General features: G+C 42.5%; 10 protein-coding genes and 1 other RNA gene. 1 reads left to right on the top strand and 10 read right to left on the bottom strand.

Translation table 11 applies throughout. The features are described 5' to 3' along the window. Positions 1 to 37: 37 nt before the first annotated feature. On the top strand, positions 38 to 1480 hold the full coding sequence (locus ACWTVK_RS05545; RefSeq protein WP_456046219.1) for an amino acid permease: 1443 nt from the start codon (positions 38 to 40) through the stop codon (positions 1478 to 1480). 34 nt (positions 1481 to 1514) lie between these two features. Here ACWTVK_RS05545 and ACWTVK_RS05540 read toward each other — a convergent pair whose 3' ends face one another. The 10 genes from ACWTVK_RS05540 to gltB all read right to left on the bottom strand — a co-directional run bounded on the left by ACWTVK_RS05540 (position 1515) and on the right by gltB (position 16327). Further along, positions 1515 to 2087 (bottom strand): immunity protein YezG family protein, encoded by a 573-nt coding sequence (locus ACWTVK_RS05540; RefSeq protein ID WP_456046218.1) that lies wholly within the window; start codon positions 2085 to 2087, stop codon positions 1515 to 1517. Positions 2088 to 2346: 259 nt separating this feature from the next. Continuing rightward, complete coding sequence (locus ACWTVK_RS05535) at positions 2347 to 3471, bottom strand: cation diffusion facilitator family transporter (RefSeq protein ID WP_456046216.1); 1125 nt, start codon at positions 3469 to 3471, stop codon at positions 2347 to 2349. A gap of 200 nt (positions 3472 to 3671) precedes the next feature. Further along, entirely contained in the window at positions 3672 to 4676 is a 1005-nt protein-coding gene (locus tag ACWTVK_RS05530) for an RluA family pseudouridine synthase (protein ID WP_456046215.1), read from the bottom strand. Further along, positions 4676 to 7264, bottom strand: a complete 2589-nt coding sequence (locus tag ACWTVK_RS05525) for a 3'-5' exonuclease (protein ID WP_456046214.1) — start codon at positions 7262 to 7264, stop codon at positions 4676 to 4678. Before ACWTVK_RS05525 ends, ACWTVK_RS05530 begins: the two co-directional genes overlap by 1 nt. A gap of 9 nt (positions 7265 to 7273) precedes the next feature. Beyond that, positions 7274 to 7528 carry a hypothetical protein gene (locus ACWTVK_RS05520; RefSeq protein ID WP_456046213.1) on the bottom strand — a complete coding sequence of 85 codons (255 nt, stop codon included), beginning with the start codon at positions 7526 to 7528 and terminating at the stop codon, positions 7274 to 7276. Position 7529: 1 nt separating this feature from the next. Further along, complete coding sequence (gene recR, locus ACWTVK_RS05515; protein ID WP_288187926.1) at positions 7530 to 8126, bottom strand: recombination mediator RecR; 597 nt, start codon at positions 8124 to 8126, stop codon at positions 7530 to 7532. Next, complete coding sequence (locus ACWTVK_RS05510) at positions 8127 to 8456, bottom strand: YbaB/EbfC family nucleoid-associated protein (RefSeq protein ID WP_008602262.1); 330 nt, start codon at positions 8454 to 8456, stop codon at positions 8127 to 8129. Positions 8457 to 8506: 50 nt separating this feature from the next. Beyond that, complete coding sequence (gene dnaX, locus ACWTVK_RS05505) at positions 8507 to 11275, bottom strand: DNA polymerase III subunit gamma/tau (protein WP_456046212.1); 2769 nt, start codon at positions 11273 to 11275, stop codon at positions 8507 to 8509. A 255-nt stretch (positions 11276 to 11530) separates the two neighbouring features. After that, an RNA gene (gene ffs / locus ACWTVK_RS05500) (signal recognition particle sRNA small type) lies at positions 11531 to 11630 on the bottom strand. A 113-nt stretch (positions 11631 to 11743) separates the two neighbouring features. Then, entirely contained in the window at positions 11744 to 16327 is a 4584-nt protein-coding gene (gene gltB, locus ACWTVK_RS05495; protein ID WP_456046211.1) for a glutamate synthase large subunit, read from the bottom strand. Between the last annotated feature and the right edge of the window lie 7 nt (positions 16328 to 16334).

The raw sequence follows: 16334 nt of genomic DNA, 5'->3' as shown, positions 1-16334 counted from the left end.
ATATTTGTAGATAGTTTGTAGAAAAGAGGTCTTTACTATGTCTGATACGCATCAGTTAAAACGGGGACTTAAGAACCGGCACGTACAGTTGCTCGCCATTGGCGGGGCCATCGGTACAGGCTTATTCTTAGGCTCCGGTCGTGCCATTCACTTGGCCGGTCCATCCATTATTTTCGCCTACCTTATTACAGGTATTATCTGCTTCTTCATCATGAGAGCTTTAGGTGAATTATTATTATCTAACTTGGACCATCACTCTTTTATCGACTTCGTGGAAGATTATTTAGGTGATCGAGCTGCCTTTATCACAGGATGGACATACTGGTTCTGTTGGCTTTCACTAGCCATGGCCGATTTAACAGCCGTAGGCCTCTATATGCAGTTCTGGATACCGTGGCTGCCTCAATGGATACCTGCCCTTGTCGTCTTAGTGGCATTGCTATTAATGAACTTAACAGCCGTAAAGTACTTCGGTGAAATGGAGTTCTGGTTTGCCTTGATTAAGGTAATCGCCATCATCTCCCTCATTATCATCGGCATCATCATGATTGTCACCGGTTTTACTACAGATGCAGGCGTTGCCGCCTTTAGTAATATGTGGAATTATGGGGGCTGGTTCCCGAACGGAACAATGGGCTTTATCTTATCATTCCAAATGGTTGTTTTCGCTTTCACAGGTATCGAGCTTGTAGGTTTAACAGCTGGTGAAACAGAAGATCCTGAAAAGGTTATTCCTATGGCGATTAACAACATCCCTTTACGCATTATTTTGTTCTATGTGGGCGCTTTGGCTATCATCATGAGCATTTATCCTTGGACAGCCGTCAACCCATCTGCTAGCCCATTTGTAGCTGTATTTACCGCTGTTGGTATTGCAGCCGCTGCAGGCATCGTAAACTTTGTAGTTCTTACATCTGCTGCATCTGCAACAAACTCTGGTATCTTTAGTACAGGCCGTATGATTTACGCCCTTGCTAAACGCGGTCATGCGCCAAGCTCTATGCGCCGCTTAACCCACAGCAGTGTACCATACCAAGCAACCATTTTCTCTGCTGCAGTACTATTGATTACAGTTGTACTCAACTATGTAATGCCAGAAGCAGTATTCGTTATGATTACATCTATCTCTACATTCTGCTTCATCTTTATTTGGGCAATGATGGTTATTTGTCACCTTAAATATCGCAAGAAAAACCCTGAATTAGCGGCACAATCTAAATTCAAGATGCCTCTATTCCCAGTGATGAATTACATCATCCTTGCGTTCTTTGTTTTCATTCTAGGTATTCTCGCCCTAAACGAAGACACTCGAATTGCCCTCTTGTTCACACCAATTTGGTTCGTTATCCTTTGGGCCTTCTACTCCATGCTTAACACAGATGATGAAGATGCACTCAGTGAGGAACTTATCGAGATGGCTGGTGTAAAAGAAATTTACAAAAAACCTAAAAAAGAAGATTCTGACGATTACGTAATCTAACACAAAAAGCCCGTGCTATGCACGGGCCTTTCTTTTACTTCATAGTAGGGAAGTTTTGTTGTTCATATTGTTGTTGATAAGCAGGTAGATTACTTGTATCTTCGCCATAATTAAAGATCGTCTTGGTACGATATCCGCCTTGGGTAATAATAAGATCAATGGAGGATGGTACCTCTTGACCATTTTGTTGTAAATGCTTTACTAATTCTTGTAGCGCTTCAACTTGTCGCAATGAACCAGTCATATATTTACCTTTAGATAAACCAGTATTTCTAATGACTTGGCCATTATATACTTGACCATTTTTATCTGTGTAATAGAAACGTACAGCTGATTTATCTCCTGTAGGTACAGCTTTAATATAGATGGTTTTCCAATTTTTCTTAACCATCACTCTTGTAGCATCTGCTAACTTATTAGACAAACGTTGTGTTTCTTTATTAGTCTCTTTGGAGACACCATTTACCTGTTGAATTTCATCATTCATGGGCATTTCAATAGGTGACACCGCAAGATCTTGTTGTACCTTTTTCGCATCTGCAGGCTGAACTGCCAACACACCAACGGCCGCCATTACAGCTAACGTTGTAAGAGCAAATTTCTTCATTATATCTCTCCTCAGATAGAATTCCCTAAACAAATTATATTTTACACAATATATTATATTCACTTAGGGCATAAATTTCAAGTTAGTCTATTTTCTATACATGTAGCCTTAATTACCTGGTTTCATAGTAACACAGAATCTCCGCTCTCTTACTTATAGTATAACTAGCTCTCTCAACTTATAAAAGAAAAGGCTTCAACCAATGCTCGACAAAACGTATTCTGTCGATGATTGATTGAAGCCTTTATTTTTTATACTATTAGTTACTGAAGTCAGTGTCTACGATAGCAAATTGTGTATATTCAGGGCAGCGTTTTTGCATTTCTGCTTTAATTTTTTCTAATGTACCATGCGGATCTTCTTCGTCAAAGTCAAAGATAATATCGTAGTAGATAACTTTCTTTTCTTCTTGTACGTAGAACGCATGTACTTGTACTACATGGGTATATAGACTCACAACTTGGTCGAGAGCTTGTCTTATTTCAAGCACTTCTACACTAGGTTGGTTTTCAGCATATACGCCAACGGTCATAGCAATACCAAATTTTTTATAGAGATGAACGGCGATACCTTTTGTTAGGGGATGAATATCTGCCATGGTCATCGTATCTGGCACTGTAATATGAACGGAGCCAATTGTTTCACCAGGACCGTAGCTATTTAATACTAAATCATATACACCGCCCACATTTGGATGTTGAGCGATAGTTTCTTTAATTTCACGAACTAAGTTATCATCTGCACGAACGCCAAGCAAGTGATTATACATTTCTTTTAAAATGTCATAAGCAGCTTTCAAAATCAATACGGAGATAGCGGCCCCTACATAACCTTGAATATCAAAGTTAAAGAAGAATACTAAAGCTGCAGATACCAAGGTAGCAAAGGTAATTACCGCATCAAAAAGGGCATCGATACCAGATGCTACAAGGGCATCGGATTTATATTTCTCACCTTGCGCCTTAATATAACGGCCCATTACAACTTTCACCACAATAGCAACAGCGATAATGGCCAAGCTTGGAACATCAAAGGTAGATACCTCAGGGTGAAGAATTTTTTCAATAGATTCCTTGAGGGATCCAATGCCTGCACCAAGGATGATGAAAGCAATGGCCATGGTAGTCATATATTCGATACGACCATGACCAAATGGATGCTCCTTATCGGCACCCTTAGCTGCTAATTTTGTACCAACAATTGTCAATACAGAGGACAAAACGTCTGTTAAGTTGTTTACCGCATCAAGGATGATGGCGATAGAGTTAGACGCAAGGCCTACAATCATTTTAAAAATAACGAGAACGACGTTACCTATAATACCTTTTATACTAGCAAGCGTAATCCCCCGATTACGTGCTGCACCATTTTCTTGCAAAATCATATTAAACTACACCTCTTACATTCAATTCACTAAGCTATAAATCGAAGCCTATCGATTTATTTACATTTCTATTATAGCTTATCGATTATCATTTGTCATTATATTTTTCGAAAAATTTTTATAAAATCATTGATTTTACTAAGTTATCAATAATTCTCAATTCTCAATTAGAATGTTTGATGTATTGTGACTTCACAATCTTATGCAGTAACCGTAATACGCTCGCCTGTGCGCATGTGTGTAAATACAACCTTTTGGGCACGCAATTGGAACGGCTGCCCCGTTGGTTGTGCGCCATATAATGTATCCCCTACGAGAGGGTGACCTATATGACTAAAAGCTACACGAATTTGATGTGTTTTTCCTGTGTACAAACGGACTAAAACCTCTGTATATCCACATTCTTGGTAGTTATGCACAGATTTGTCCACATTTCGACCACTTTTATCCACATTTGGTAATTCTATATCCACATTTTTTGATACTCTATCCACAGAATTCGGGGACTTATTCACAGAGTTATCCACAGGCTGTGATTGATGTCTACGTAGGACGGAATAATCTGTACGAGTCTCTTTTCCCTTAGGATTGACTTCGTAATGAATCCCATCAACACTGCGATCCATAGATAATACCAAGGAATCTTCATCAGCTTCTACGATGCCTTCCACAGTAGCCATATACCACTTTTCAAAGGTATTATCATCCATTTGCTGTTGATAAAGACTTTGGGCTAAGCCACTTTTAGCAATCACAATACAGCCCGTCGTATCTCTATCTAAGCGATTCAAGAAACGTACCTTCCGCTTAATACCATGTTCTTTAAAGTAATAGGCCACACCATTGGCAAGGGATACTTGGTCTTTAGAGTTTACCGTCACACCTGCTGGTTTATCCACAATGAGGAGATCATCATCTTCATATAAGATATGTAGTTCCATTTCTATGGGTTCGTAATCTATTTTTTCCTTAGCCATGGCGATCCAAATCTCGTCACCTTCGGAGATAACATCCTTTGGCGTTGCTTTATGACCGCTGATGTGGATTAGTTTTTCCTCAAATAACTTTACTAAAGACTTACGAGGATATTTTGTATCTAATACTTCACCTAATGTAACATCCTGTTTTTCACTACGTGCAGCGTCTATATCTGCGGCGGTTACGGTCCACAAAATATCGTCGGGACGATGTGTTTTTCTCGCCATTAGTATCTCCTTTCTACGAGTTCATTGTCTCGTGGCATATAGTTCAGTAGCGAGCTTGGTTGAACTGCTCGGCCACGTATATTGGTTTGTTCAAAGGTAATGGTCAGTTCTTGTTTAGGGCGTGTAATGGCCACATAGAACAAGCGTTTTTCTTCATCTTCACGCCCTTCTGCAATGGCAAATGGGCTTGGGAAGGTACCTTCGTTGAGGCCTGCTAGGAATACATGGTCAAACTCACTCCCCTTTGCTTGGTGGATGGTAATGATAGGAATGCGATCTTCGTTTCGTACCTGTTGAGCTGGCTCACCTGCGGTAAGGGCCGCCATCTGCAAGATTTGATTTAATCGAGCTAACCCAGCCGGGCCCTCATAGGCAGCATCTAGTTTTTCCATAATGCGATACAAATCGCGTATATGCTCTACCTTTGCCGCTTCTCCATGGGATTTATAATATTCTAGAACCCCCATTTGGTTCATAATGTACGCCAATAACTTCGTTGGCAGCTCCGTATAGGCCTTTCTACGTAACGTCGCCATTTGAGACGCAATATTGGTGAAAGCTGCTTTATACTTATTGATTGCCACCATACGACCAGTCGTTGTAGGCACAATATTTTCTTTTACTGCATAGATTAAAAGCTGTGCAGTGGCCAAGATATCGTCCATCGCATTGTGTGTAGGCTCATGATTGATAGGAAACTCTGAAGCAAGGAAGCCCAATTTATGATTTGGTAAATTAGGATAGAATCTACGATAGATGTCGAGTGTATCATAAATAGCCTTGAACTCTGGATTACCTAAATTATGGCGTGCCAATTCATTAGTAAAGATGGTGACATCATAATTTACATTATGGCCTACAATAATAGCATTCTTGGAGAATTCCTTAAAGGCTTGCAACACTATAGCTGGCTCTTCACCGTGTTCTTGTAAATACCCATCAGAGAAGCCGTGTACCTCTTCAGATTGTCCTACAGGTACGCCTGGATTGATAAAGCGTTCAAAGGTCTCTAAGACCTGCCCATTTTCATCGATACGAATAGCTGCAATTTGAATGATACGATCCTGGGACGTATCGGTGCCCGTACTTTCTACGTCGTACACTACGACCTCATGATTTTCTAAGCCACTGACGAGCTTGGCATACGGCTCTGCTTCAAAGATAGGCATATCCATAAAGTCCGTCAACTTTAGGCCTACTTGACGCGTCTCAGGGTTTTCAATAGCGGCGATACGCGCATCACCGATGCCCGCAACATAGCGTTTTATAATGCGCTTAGCGCTGACAGAGTCATTCGGGTTCATGAGCAGTTTAAAGTAAGCCATAACGTCTTTGATTTCTTGACGTCTAAAGAATTTAAACTCGTCAATAATCATAAAGTGGCGACGTTCATCTTCAGGCTTTTCATTATTAAGGCGTTCAAAGGAGTCGCTCAGCCGTTGCGCCTTTTTATTATCTCGTACTAGAACGCCAATATTGGCATCCTTTGGCAAGGCGCAGATAGATTCATAAATATAACGGCCCTCAAGATAGCTATTTTTACAACCTTTAATGAGAACAGGCTTGCCCTTTCTTTCACTATTGGCACGAGGCAATTCAGTATAGATAGAGCCTACGAGATCAGGGAACATATTCTGCAATGTTTTGAAAGCCATCGTAAAGAGCGTCCAGTTAGAGCGGTAGTTTTCGTAGAAAATAATTTTTAAAGGCTTAAAGTCCGCATCAAACTGCTTGAGCAAGCGGAATGGATCAGACCCGCGCCATTCGTATATGGTTTGGAAATAGTCCCCACATAATAGGACGTGATTACCTTCCCAAAGCATTTCTAATACCTTGTACTCTAGTACACCTGTATCTTGCATTTCATCTACAGAAATATAGTTATAACGACTACGCCAACGCTCCCGAACTACAGGGTCTTGGAATAGACGATGAACACCACAGATAAGGTCCGTAAAATCTAGACCATGTACGGAGGCTAAGCTTTCATCATAAGCGGCAATCCATTCGTGACCATGGTTCAAAAAGTCATGGAGTTCACTATATAAAACATTGCCAAAACTAGAGAACTGTTGCTCAATTGCAGGACGCTGTTCCTTTTGCAAACGCTCAATAGTTCGTTTATAGTCGCCTACGAGATCATCAGAATAGAACCCATATAAGGAGCGATATTCTTTTACCATGCCGATGATGTTGGCAAAGGACATTTCTCGCAATTTACCCGGACGATACGGTTCAGACAATTCCTTACAATCCTCTTCATCAAAGATGGTTACATCCGTATACAAGGTTTCATTGCGCTTGCCCTCTTGTTGGAGCACGAAAAAGCAAAAGCTGTGGAATGTACTAACCTCCACAGCCTTTGCAGGACTGCCTACGAGCGATTGAATGCGGTCTTTCATCTCATTTGCCGCCTTGTTCGTAAAGGTCATGCACAAGATATTCTCCGCCTTCGCATAGCCGCCCTCGATGAGGTGAGCCACTCGATAAGCAAGTGTATTCGTTTTTCCCGTCCCAGCGGACGCTAACAAGAGGATATTCTGTTCAACTTCATCAATAACGCGTTGTTGTTCACGATTGATAAGCATGAGGTCCTCCTATTTTAAAAAGCCGTACCATCCGGCTGCAATGAGCATTGGAATAGGGCCTAGAATTGCTGTTAAAGCCCATACGCCCAAACCAATATCCATAGGAATATTGAGGATATGAACGCATACTAAATACGTCAAAATACCAGTTACTGCATTCATAGCCACCCGTTTAATGGTGAAAAATGCTACTTTGAAAGCAATGTAGGCTACAGCAACGGATATAACCGCCGAAATAATCGGTGATGCTAATAAAGCTCCCATATTATCCTTTCATTTCTTGGCGGTTTACTACAGCACCGCCTAACGTTAATTCATCGGCATATTCGATATCGCCACCTACAGGAACACCGCGGGCAATACGCGTTACCTTAATGCCGCTTGGGCTTAATAAACGCGCCAAATAGAGAGCTGTCGCCTCCCCTTCTACGTCTGGGTCAGTAGCGAGAATAACCTCTTGTACCACACCATCCCGAAGGCGGGTAATCAATTCTTTTACGCGAATATCGTCAGCACCGATGCCCTCCATAGGGGACAAGGCACCTTCCAATACGTGATATAAGCCCTTATAGTCACCACTGCGCTCGATAGCAATGACATCGCGAGATGTTTCAACGACCATAATCGTCGTTTGATCGCGATTCGGATTGCTACAAAATTCGCAAGGGTCTTGAGCTGATAAGTTAAAGCAAATAGAACAGTGACGTGTAGCTCCCTTCGCTTCTACGATGGTTTCCACGAGACGGTCTACCTCTTCCTTCGGCATTTCTACCAAATGATAGGCCAAGCGTCTAGCCGACTTGGAGCCAATACCTGGCAAGCGGCGCAACTGCTCTACGAGCCGTTCTAAAGCGTTTGTCATTTAGAATAAACCTGTTGGCAAGTTAAGACCACCAGTTACTTTACCCATTTCTTGAGCCAAGAGGTCGTCTACTTTTTTGCTAGCTTCGTTTACCGCAGCCATCACTAAATCTTCTAACATTTCTACGTCTTCAGGATCAACTGCAGTGGGGTTCAATTTCAAAGATTCGATGATTTTTTCACCGTTCATCACAACTGTTACAGCACCGCCACCAACGGAAGCCTCTACTGTACGAGTTTTTAATTCTTCTTGCATTTTCTTCATATCTGCTTGCATTTTTTGAACTTTTTTCATCATGCCAGCCATATTGCCCATACCTTTACCAAACATTGTAATTCCTCCTTTTAGGATCTACGTCCTATACTCATATTCTAATTGATTTATTCTTCGATGACCTCGACGATGATGTCGTGATCTTCAGATAGTTTCTCTAATGTTTCTGCCAAAAGAGGATTGTTTCGTTCCTCTTCTGTCATATGCTCTGGATCCCATGCATATTCACGAGCTACCGTCACGCTATCGATAGGCGCAACTTCAATAGGTGCTTGTGAAAGCATTGCATGTCCATCACTTTGATAAGGGGTTCCCTGTTGCTGTTCGCCCCCATTAGACTTTGGGACAGCTTCTACCTCAATATGTGCACCGCTATCCATAGGGCGTTCTAAGACTTCCCCATCATCGCTAATAACAGTAACACTATCTAATGGATGTGGTGGCATATCATCTAAAGATGATACGTAGGATTCCTCCATATCATCTACCGGCACATCATCAAAGGAATGAACTGGAATATCATCGCCTTCAACGGAACCTGCTAGTGACTCGATAGGAATCTCCCCATCAGGCACCTGAGTAGATGGACTGCCAACAAAAGATGTAATCGGTACATCTCCATTAGATGGTGATGTTTCTGCTCCGACCTCACTCGTATCAGCACCAGTTGTAGCACTTACAGCAGCACCGCCCGTCTTCTTCGCCAAGAAGGCTAACGCTGCAGCCTTTGCCGCATCTACCGCTCCGGAATCAGGCTTACTAGCCGGCTCTTCAGGTGTAGGACCTCCAACCTGTGCGATAGGTTGTTGAGCTTGTGACGCGCTACTAGCTTGAGCTCTATTAGCTCCTGCTGAGCTATTTCCCACTGAAGCATTATTAGTGCCTTGTGGTGCTGATGGATTTGTTAAATCCATTTGCGTTGGTTGACCTCCAGAGGTCTTCTGCACATCAACCATTGGTTCTGGTGGACGTTGCGGCGCTTTTACTTGGTGCTGCGTCGTACTGCCAGAGGCTTTTTTATAGTCTTTGTAAACTTGTGTAAGGGCATCAACGATTTCTACATGTACTGGATAGCCTAGCGTATAGGTGAAAGCATCTGCCGCTTCTGCCAAGTTTACTTCGTTGGTCATTACATTGAGGTGCAATGTATTTTTAAAGGCCATAACAGCCTTACTTTGGTCAACGTATACAAGTTGACCTTGGCCAATTACGGTAGAGGTCATATTGCGATTGCTGTCCTTCAAGTATTTAATGACATTAGACTGTACATTACGATACTCTTGAGCAGACAAGATTTGATCACTAATAATAGCTTGTGTACTAATACCTTTTTTACCACGACCTTTGGCTTGATTTCTAGCAGGTCGTTCAGGTGCACTACTTGTAATTGGTGGTGGTGCCATACCAACGCCGCCCATTGGAGGCGGAGCCATACCTACTCCAGTCATAGGAGGCGGTGTACTACCTGGTGTACCCATAGGTGGAGGTGTCATGCCTACACTCGCAGGCGGTGGTGTCATCCCCACTCCACTTGGAGGCGGCACAGTACCAACAGGACTATTTTGGGTACCACTCATGGAAGCATGCTGTACAGCAGCATTATCTACAGGAACAAAGCTATTGACATAACCACTTGGTGGTCCAAAGGAATTAGCACCATAAGCAGGTGTAGTTGCCACAGCTGGGCCTCGTTGTTCTAATTGAGCCATGCGGTTCAATAAATCGTTTCGTTCAGATCGTTCTGAAGACTCTAATGCATACACACGGTCTTCTAAGCTTTCATCAACAGAACCTAATTTAGCACATAAAACGAGTAAGCCCATTTCGATAATAGTTCGTGGATTATCCACCTGTTTTGCATCATTCATGATGGATTGAGCACTGCGCACATATTGATTAAGCTCATTAAAATCGATGCTTTCAGCTTGAGCTAAAAACTCATCCTTAAAAGCATCATATACCTTGAGCTCATCTGCATCAGGTGCTACCTTACCTACAAGCAAGGCCCGCACGTGCTGGATGAGGGCTTCCATAATCTGCGTTGCATCACGACCTTCTGCTAAGGCATCGTGAATATAGGACAACAACTTAGGTCCATCACCATTACGTAACGCATCAAGGAAATGAATAATCCATTCCTTACTAACAAGACCGATCAGTTCTTCTACTACTTGCGGCGTAATAGTACCTGTTGCCATACCGGCACATTGGTCTAAGATACTCAACGCATCGCGCAAACCGCCGTCTGCATGAACAGCGATGAGCTGTGCTGCTGCAGGATCTAAGCCAAATCCTTCCTTTTCCGCTACATAGGATAAACGCTGTGCGATATCGTCTGACGTAATTCGTCTGAAGGTATAGCGCTGACAACGAGACACGATAGTAACAGGCAATTTTTCAATTTCTGTAGTAGCAAAGATAAACATAACGTGAGCCGGTGGCTCTTCGATAGTTTTTAAAAGCGCGTTCCACGCCTCAGTTGTGAGCATGTGGGCTTCGTCGATGATGAACACCTTTTTACGCCCCTCAACAGGCATGAATTTGACGCTTTCACGAAGGGCACGCACCTCATCGATACCACGATTGGATGCGGCGTCGATTTCAAGAACATCCATGGACTGGCCGCTCAAAATCGATTTACAAGCACTACACTCATTACAAGGATGATCCGTTGGCCCATGCTCGCAGTTGATAGCGCGTGCGAAAATCTTGGCCATACTCGTCTTACCAGTCCCTCGCGGACCAGCGAACAAATACGCATGAGCTACCTTATCCTCACGAATAGCGCGCATCAATGTATCCGATACCTGATGCTGACCGACCACATCGGTAAACGTCTGCGGACGGTACTTACGATATAACGCAATATATGCCATTGGAACACCCCCTTTTTCCGAAAATTACAATACTTTATTATACCATATTCATGAAATTCTGACTTCCTTAATAAAGTTCTTTCCCCAATGCGAAAGTAATATATTTACTTATAAATAATACTGATATTGCCTAGTCAAAATTTCATCATATGATTCACAATAAAACATCGTATAGTCCAGAATCGAATATCATGCATTCTATATTAGGCATAAAAAAAGCGGCCCCTCAGGCCGCCTTGCAATATTCGATCACGACAGCCCCCGGGTTCCCCGTGGCACATGAAGGTTACCGCTTAGTGCTGCTACCTCTCAGTCCTGACACGATTCACAGGCCCCCATTGCACAGGCCCGAGAACTGCCATGATCCAATATTGCAATACAAATATTATACATGAAAATGCCTCTATAGTCAAAGCTATAGAGGCATTTCATATGTCTTATCTAAAGGATATTCAGTTAGATTAGAAATTATTTTGCATATTTTTCTTTAAATGCAGCTAATTGTGCTTCTTCCAAGGATAAACCTTGTTCTTTATAGCGTTCAATAGCAGCGTGCATTTCTTCGTATGCTACAGGTACAGCTTTTGTAAATCTGTTTACAAAGTTATTCCAGTTTTCAAGGATGTGACGGCCTTTAGCGGAATTAGTGTGCAATACATGTTGTTCTACTAATTCTTTAATCCGTTTAAGGTCATCATTATTAGCAGGACGTAATTCTACAAGGCCTGTATTTACATAGCGTTCATCACAATCGAGGATATATGCATAGCCACCGGACATGCCTGCTGCAAAGTTACGGCCGATTTTACCGAGTACAAGAACTTCGCCACCAGTCATGTATTCACAACCATGGTCGCCTAAGCCTTCAACAACAGCAGTGATACCACTGTTACGAACAGCGAAACGTTCACCAGCAACACCATTAATGTAGGCTGTACCAGATGTAGCACCGTAGAATGCAACGTTACCGATAAGGATGTTTTCATCCGCTTCAAAAATAGATTTCTTAGGTGGATATACAGTGATTGTACCACCAGACAAACCTTTACCGAGGTAATCGTTTGCATCCCCTTCAAGTTCTAATGTCATGCCTTTAGGAATGAAAGCACCAAAGGATTGGCCAGCAGAACCTTCAAAGTTCAACTTGATTGTGTTATCTGGCAAGCCGCTTTCACCATAACGACGTGTCACCTCAGAGCCAACCAAAGTACCTACTACACGGTTAATGTTGTTGATAGCCAATTTAGCGCGAATAGGTTTTTGGTCCTCAATAGCAGGACGGCACATACGCAAGAGCTTGGACATATCCAATGTGCGTTCCAATTCATGATCTTGGTCAATCATGTGCATATGACCTACAGATGCATCGATGTATGGGTGGAATAATACGCGTTTAAGGTCAACGCGAGACAATTTGAAGTTATCGTCTTGAGATTTTTGACGAACTAGATCGATACGACCAACGAGTTCAGCTACGGAGCGAATGCCTAAGCGAGCCATAATTTCACGTAATTCACGAGCAATGAAGATCATTAAGTTTTCTACATACTCAGGTTTACCTGTGAAACGAGCACGCAATTTTTCATCTTGTGTCGCTACGCCATAAGGACATGTGTTGAGGTTACATACACGAGCCATTTTACAGCCTACAGCAACGAGTGGTAATGTGCCAAAACCGAATAACTCAGCGCCAAGCATAGCCGCAACAGCTACGTCAAAACCAGTCATTAACTTGGAGTCTACTTCCAATTTAACGCGATCACGCAATCTGTTGAGCATCAATGTTTGATGTGTTTCGGACAAGCCTAATTCCCAAGGCACACCAGCGTGTTTTACAGATGTACGGCCTGCCGCACCTGTACCACCATCGTAACCAGAGATTAAGATATTGTCTGCTTTTGCTTTCGCCACACCAGCAGCGATAGTACCAACGCCAGCTTCAGATGTTAATTTAACGGAAATGCGAGCATCTTTGTTAACGCATTTCAAATCATAAATCAACTCAGCCAAGTCTTCGATGGAGTAAATATCATGATGTGGTGGTGGAGATACGAGTTCAACCCCTGGAGTGGAGTGACGAGCTTTCCCGATTTCAGGGTATACTTTTTTACCTGGTAATTGACCACCTTCGCCTGGTTTAGCACCTTGTGCGCATTTAATTTGCAATTCTTTTGCGTGGATGAGGTAGTTCGCAGTTACACCGAAACGACCAGAGGCGATCTGTTTTACTTCGGAGTTCATGCTGTCGCCATTTGGTAATGGTTTGAAGCGAGCTACATCTTCGCCACCTTCACCAGAGTTAGATGTGGAACCAAGACGGTTCATAGCGATAGCAATCGTTTCATGAGCCTCTTTACTGATGGCACCATAACTCATAGCACCCGCTTTAAAGCGTTTTACGATGGATTCTTCAGGTTCAACCTCTTCGATAGGAATACCGCCGCCTACTGGGTAGTTTAATTCCATTAAGGAACGCAATGTTACATGATAATCGTTGCGAATCGCTTTAGAGTATTCTTTATATTTTGCGTAATCACCGTTGATAAGGGATTCTTGTAAAAGATCAATTGTTTTAGGGTTGAACAAATGCTCTTCCCCATCTTTTACAGGACCATACCAACCACCTGGTTCAAGCACAGATTCGTCGGATTTGAAAGCACGGTCATAACGAGCCAACGCTTCATTGGCAACGCCTACAAGACCAATACCGCCAATACGAGTTGGTGTATTTACAAAGAACTTACTAATAAAATTGGTGTTCAAGCCCAAAGCTTCGAAGATTTGGGCACCATGGTAGGAACGAACTGTGGAAATACCCATTTTGGACATAACCTTCATAATACCGCCTACAGCTGCTTTAATGTAATTCTTTTCTGCTTGTTCAGGTGTAATATCACCAAGGCGTTTACGAGCTTGTAAATCGCGTACAGTTTCAAGAGCCAAGTAAGGATTGATAGCTGTTACACCATAACCGATCAATGTACAGAAATGATGTACTTCGCGAGGCTCACCAGATTCGAGGATAAGACCAATTTCTGTGCGCAATACTTTTCTAATTAAGTGATTATGAACAGCTGCTACAGCTAGCAACGCTGGAATTGGTGCATGATTTTCATCGACTCCACGGTCAGATAAAATCAATACATTTTGCTCTGTACGTGCTGCTTCTTCCGCTTTTTCGCACAATTCATTCAATGCATCACGCAAGCCATCCGCACCCTTAGTTGGGTCGAAGAGGATTGGCAATGTAACAGACTTCATACGACGGCAATCAAGAGCCTTAATGGACGCCAACTCTTGGTTAGTAAGGATTGGTGTACGCATAGACAACGCATAGGTACCAGCTTTGTTAGGGTCTGTTAAGTTACCAGAGTTACCAAGCATAACGCGTGTAGATGTAACCATTTCCTCACGAATGGAGTCGATTGGAGGATTTGTTACTTGCGCGAACATTTGCTTGAAGTAGCTGTATAACAATTGTGGTTTATCGGACAAGATAGCAAGTGGAGCATCGGCACCCATTGCACCTACAGGGTCTTTACCATCTTTTGCCATAGGTACGATCATACGTACAAGGTCTTCTTGAGTATAACCAAAGGCTTGTTGCTTTTTGAACAAATCTTCTACTTTTGGAATATCACTTTCATCAGCTTGAGTAATTTCAGACAAGTGGATAACATGTTCTTTTACCCATTCATCATATGGCAATTCAGTAGCAACCCGTTGTTTGATTTCTTCGTCGGAAATAATGCGTTGTTCCTCTGTATCGATGAGAAGCATTTTTCCTGGTTCCAAACGACCTTTAGCGCGAATATTTTCAGCATTCTCGTTTACTACACCCACTTCGGATGCCATGATAACGCGATCATCAGTTGTTACATAGTAACGAGCAGGACGCAAACCATTACGGTCAAGTACGCCACCGATAACAGTACCATCAGTGAAGCCCATAGCAGCAGGACCATCCCATGGTTCCATCATGAAGCTATTGAACTCATAGAAGTCATGTTTTTCTTGGCTCATGAGATTATTGCGTTCCCAAGGTTCAGGAATCATCATCATAATCGCATGAGGCAAGGAACGACCTGTCATGTGCAAGAATTCTAAAGTATTGTCGAACATAGCGGAGTCAGAACCGCTGTCATCTACTACAGGGAATACTTTTTTAATATCTGGGAATAATGGAGATTCTGCCTTACCTTCACGAGCATTGATCCAGTTTACGTTACCACGGATTGTATTGATTTCACCATTATGCACTAAGAAACGGTTAGGATGCGCCCGAGCCCAGCTTGGGAATGTATTCGTACTGAAACGGGAGTGAACCATAGCCAATGCAGATGTAAAGTCAAGGTCACTCAAATCAAGGTAGAAGTCACGCAATTGACCAGGTGTTAACATACCTTTATATACGATTGTTTTAGAGGACAAGGATGCAATATAGAAATCACTAGATAATTCCTTGCTCAATGGAACAATGCGTTTTTCTGCTAATTTACGAATAATATATAATTTACGTTCAAATTCTTTATTATTCGTTACATCTGGGCCTTTACCGATGAGGATTTGAATCATCCATGGACGAATGGCAGCTGCTTCTTGACCAACCTTTGTACCATCAACTGGCACTTCGCGCCAACCAAGAACAACTTGGCCTTCTTCGCGAACAACCTCTTCGAAAATGCGTTTTTGCTCGTTACGGAGGCTTTCATATTTGTGAGCGAATACCATACCTACGCCGTACTCTCCAGCTGCAGGTAGATTGATACCAAGCACTTCGCATTCGCGTTTGAAGAACTCATGAGGAATTTGTACCAAAATACCGGCACCATCCCCTGTGTCCTTATCGGCACCTGCACCACCGCGGTGCTCAAGACGCTCTAAAATACGCAAACCATCATCGATAATATCATGGGATTTTTTACCTTTAATATTAACAACAAAGCCCATGCCGCACGCATCCTTTTCAAATTGGCTGCTGTACATACCATTGGCTTCTAGTCTAGCTTGATCTAGACGTTGTTGCTCAATTGTGCTCTGATTCATATCCATAACGTGC

Source organism: Veillonella sp. Ser01, assembly GCF_053850375.1.
This window is presented reverse-complemented; position numbering and strand designations above follow the sequence as displayed.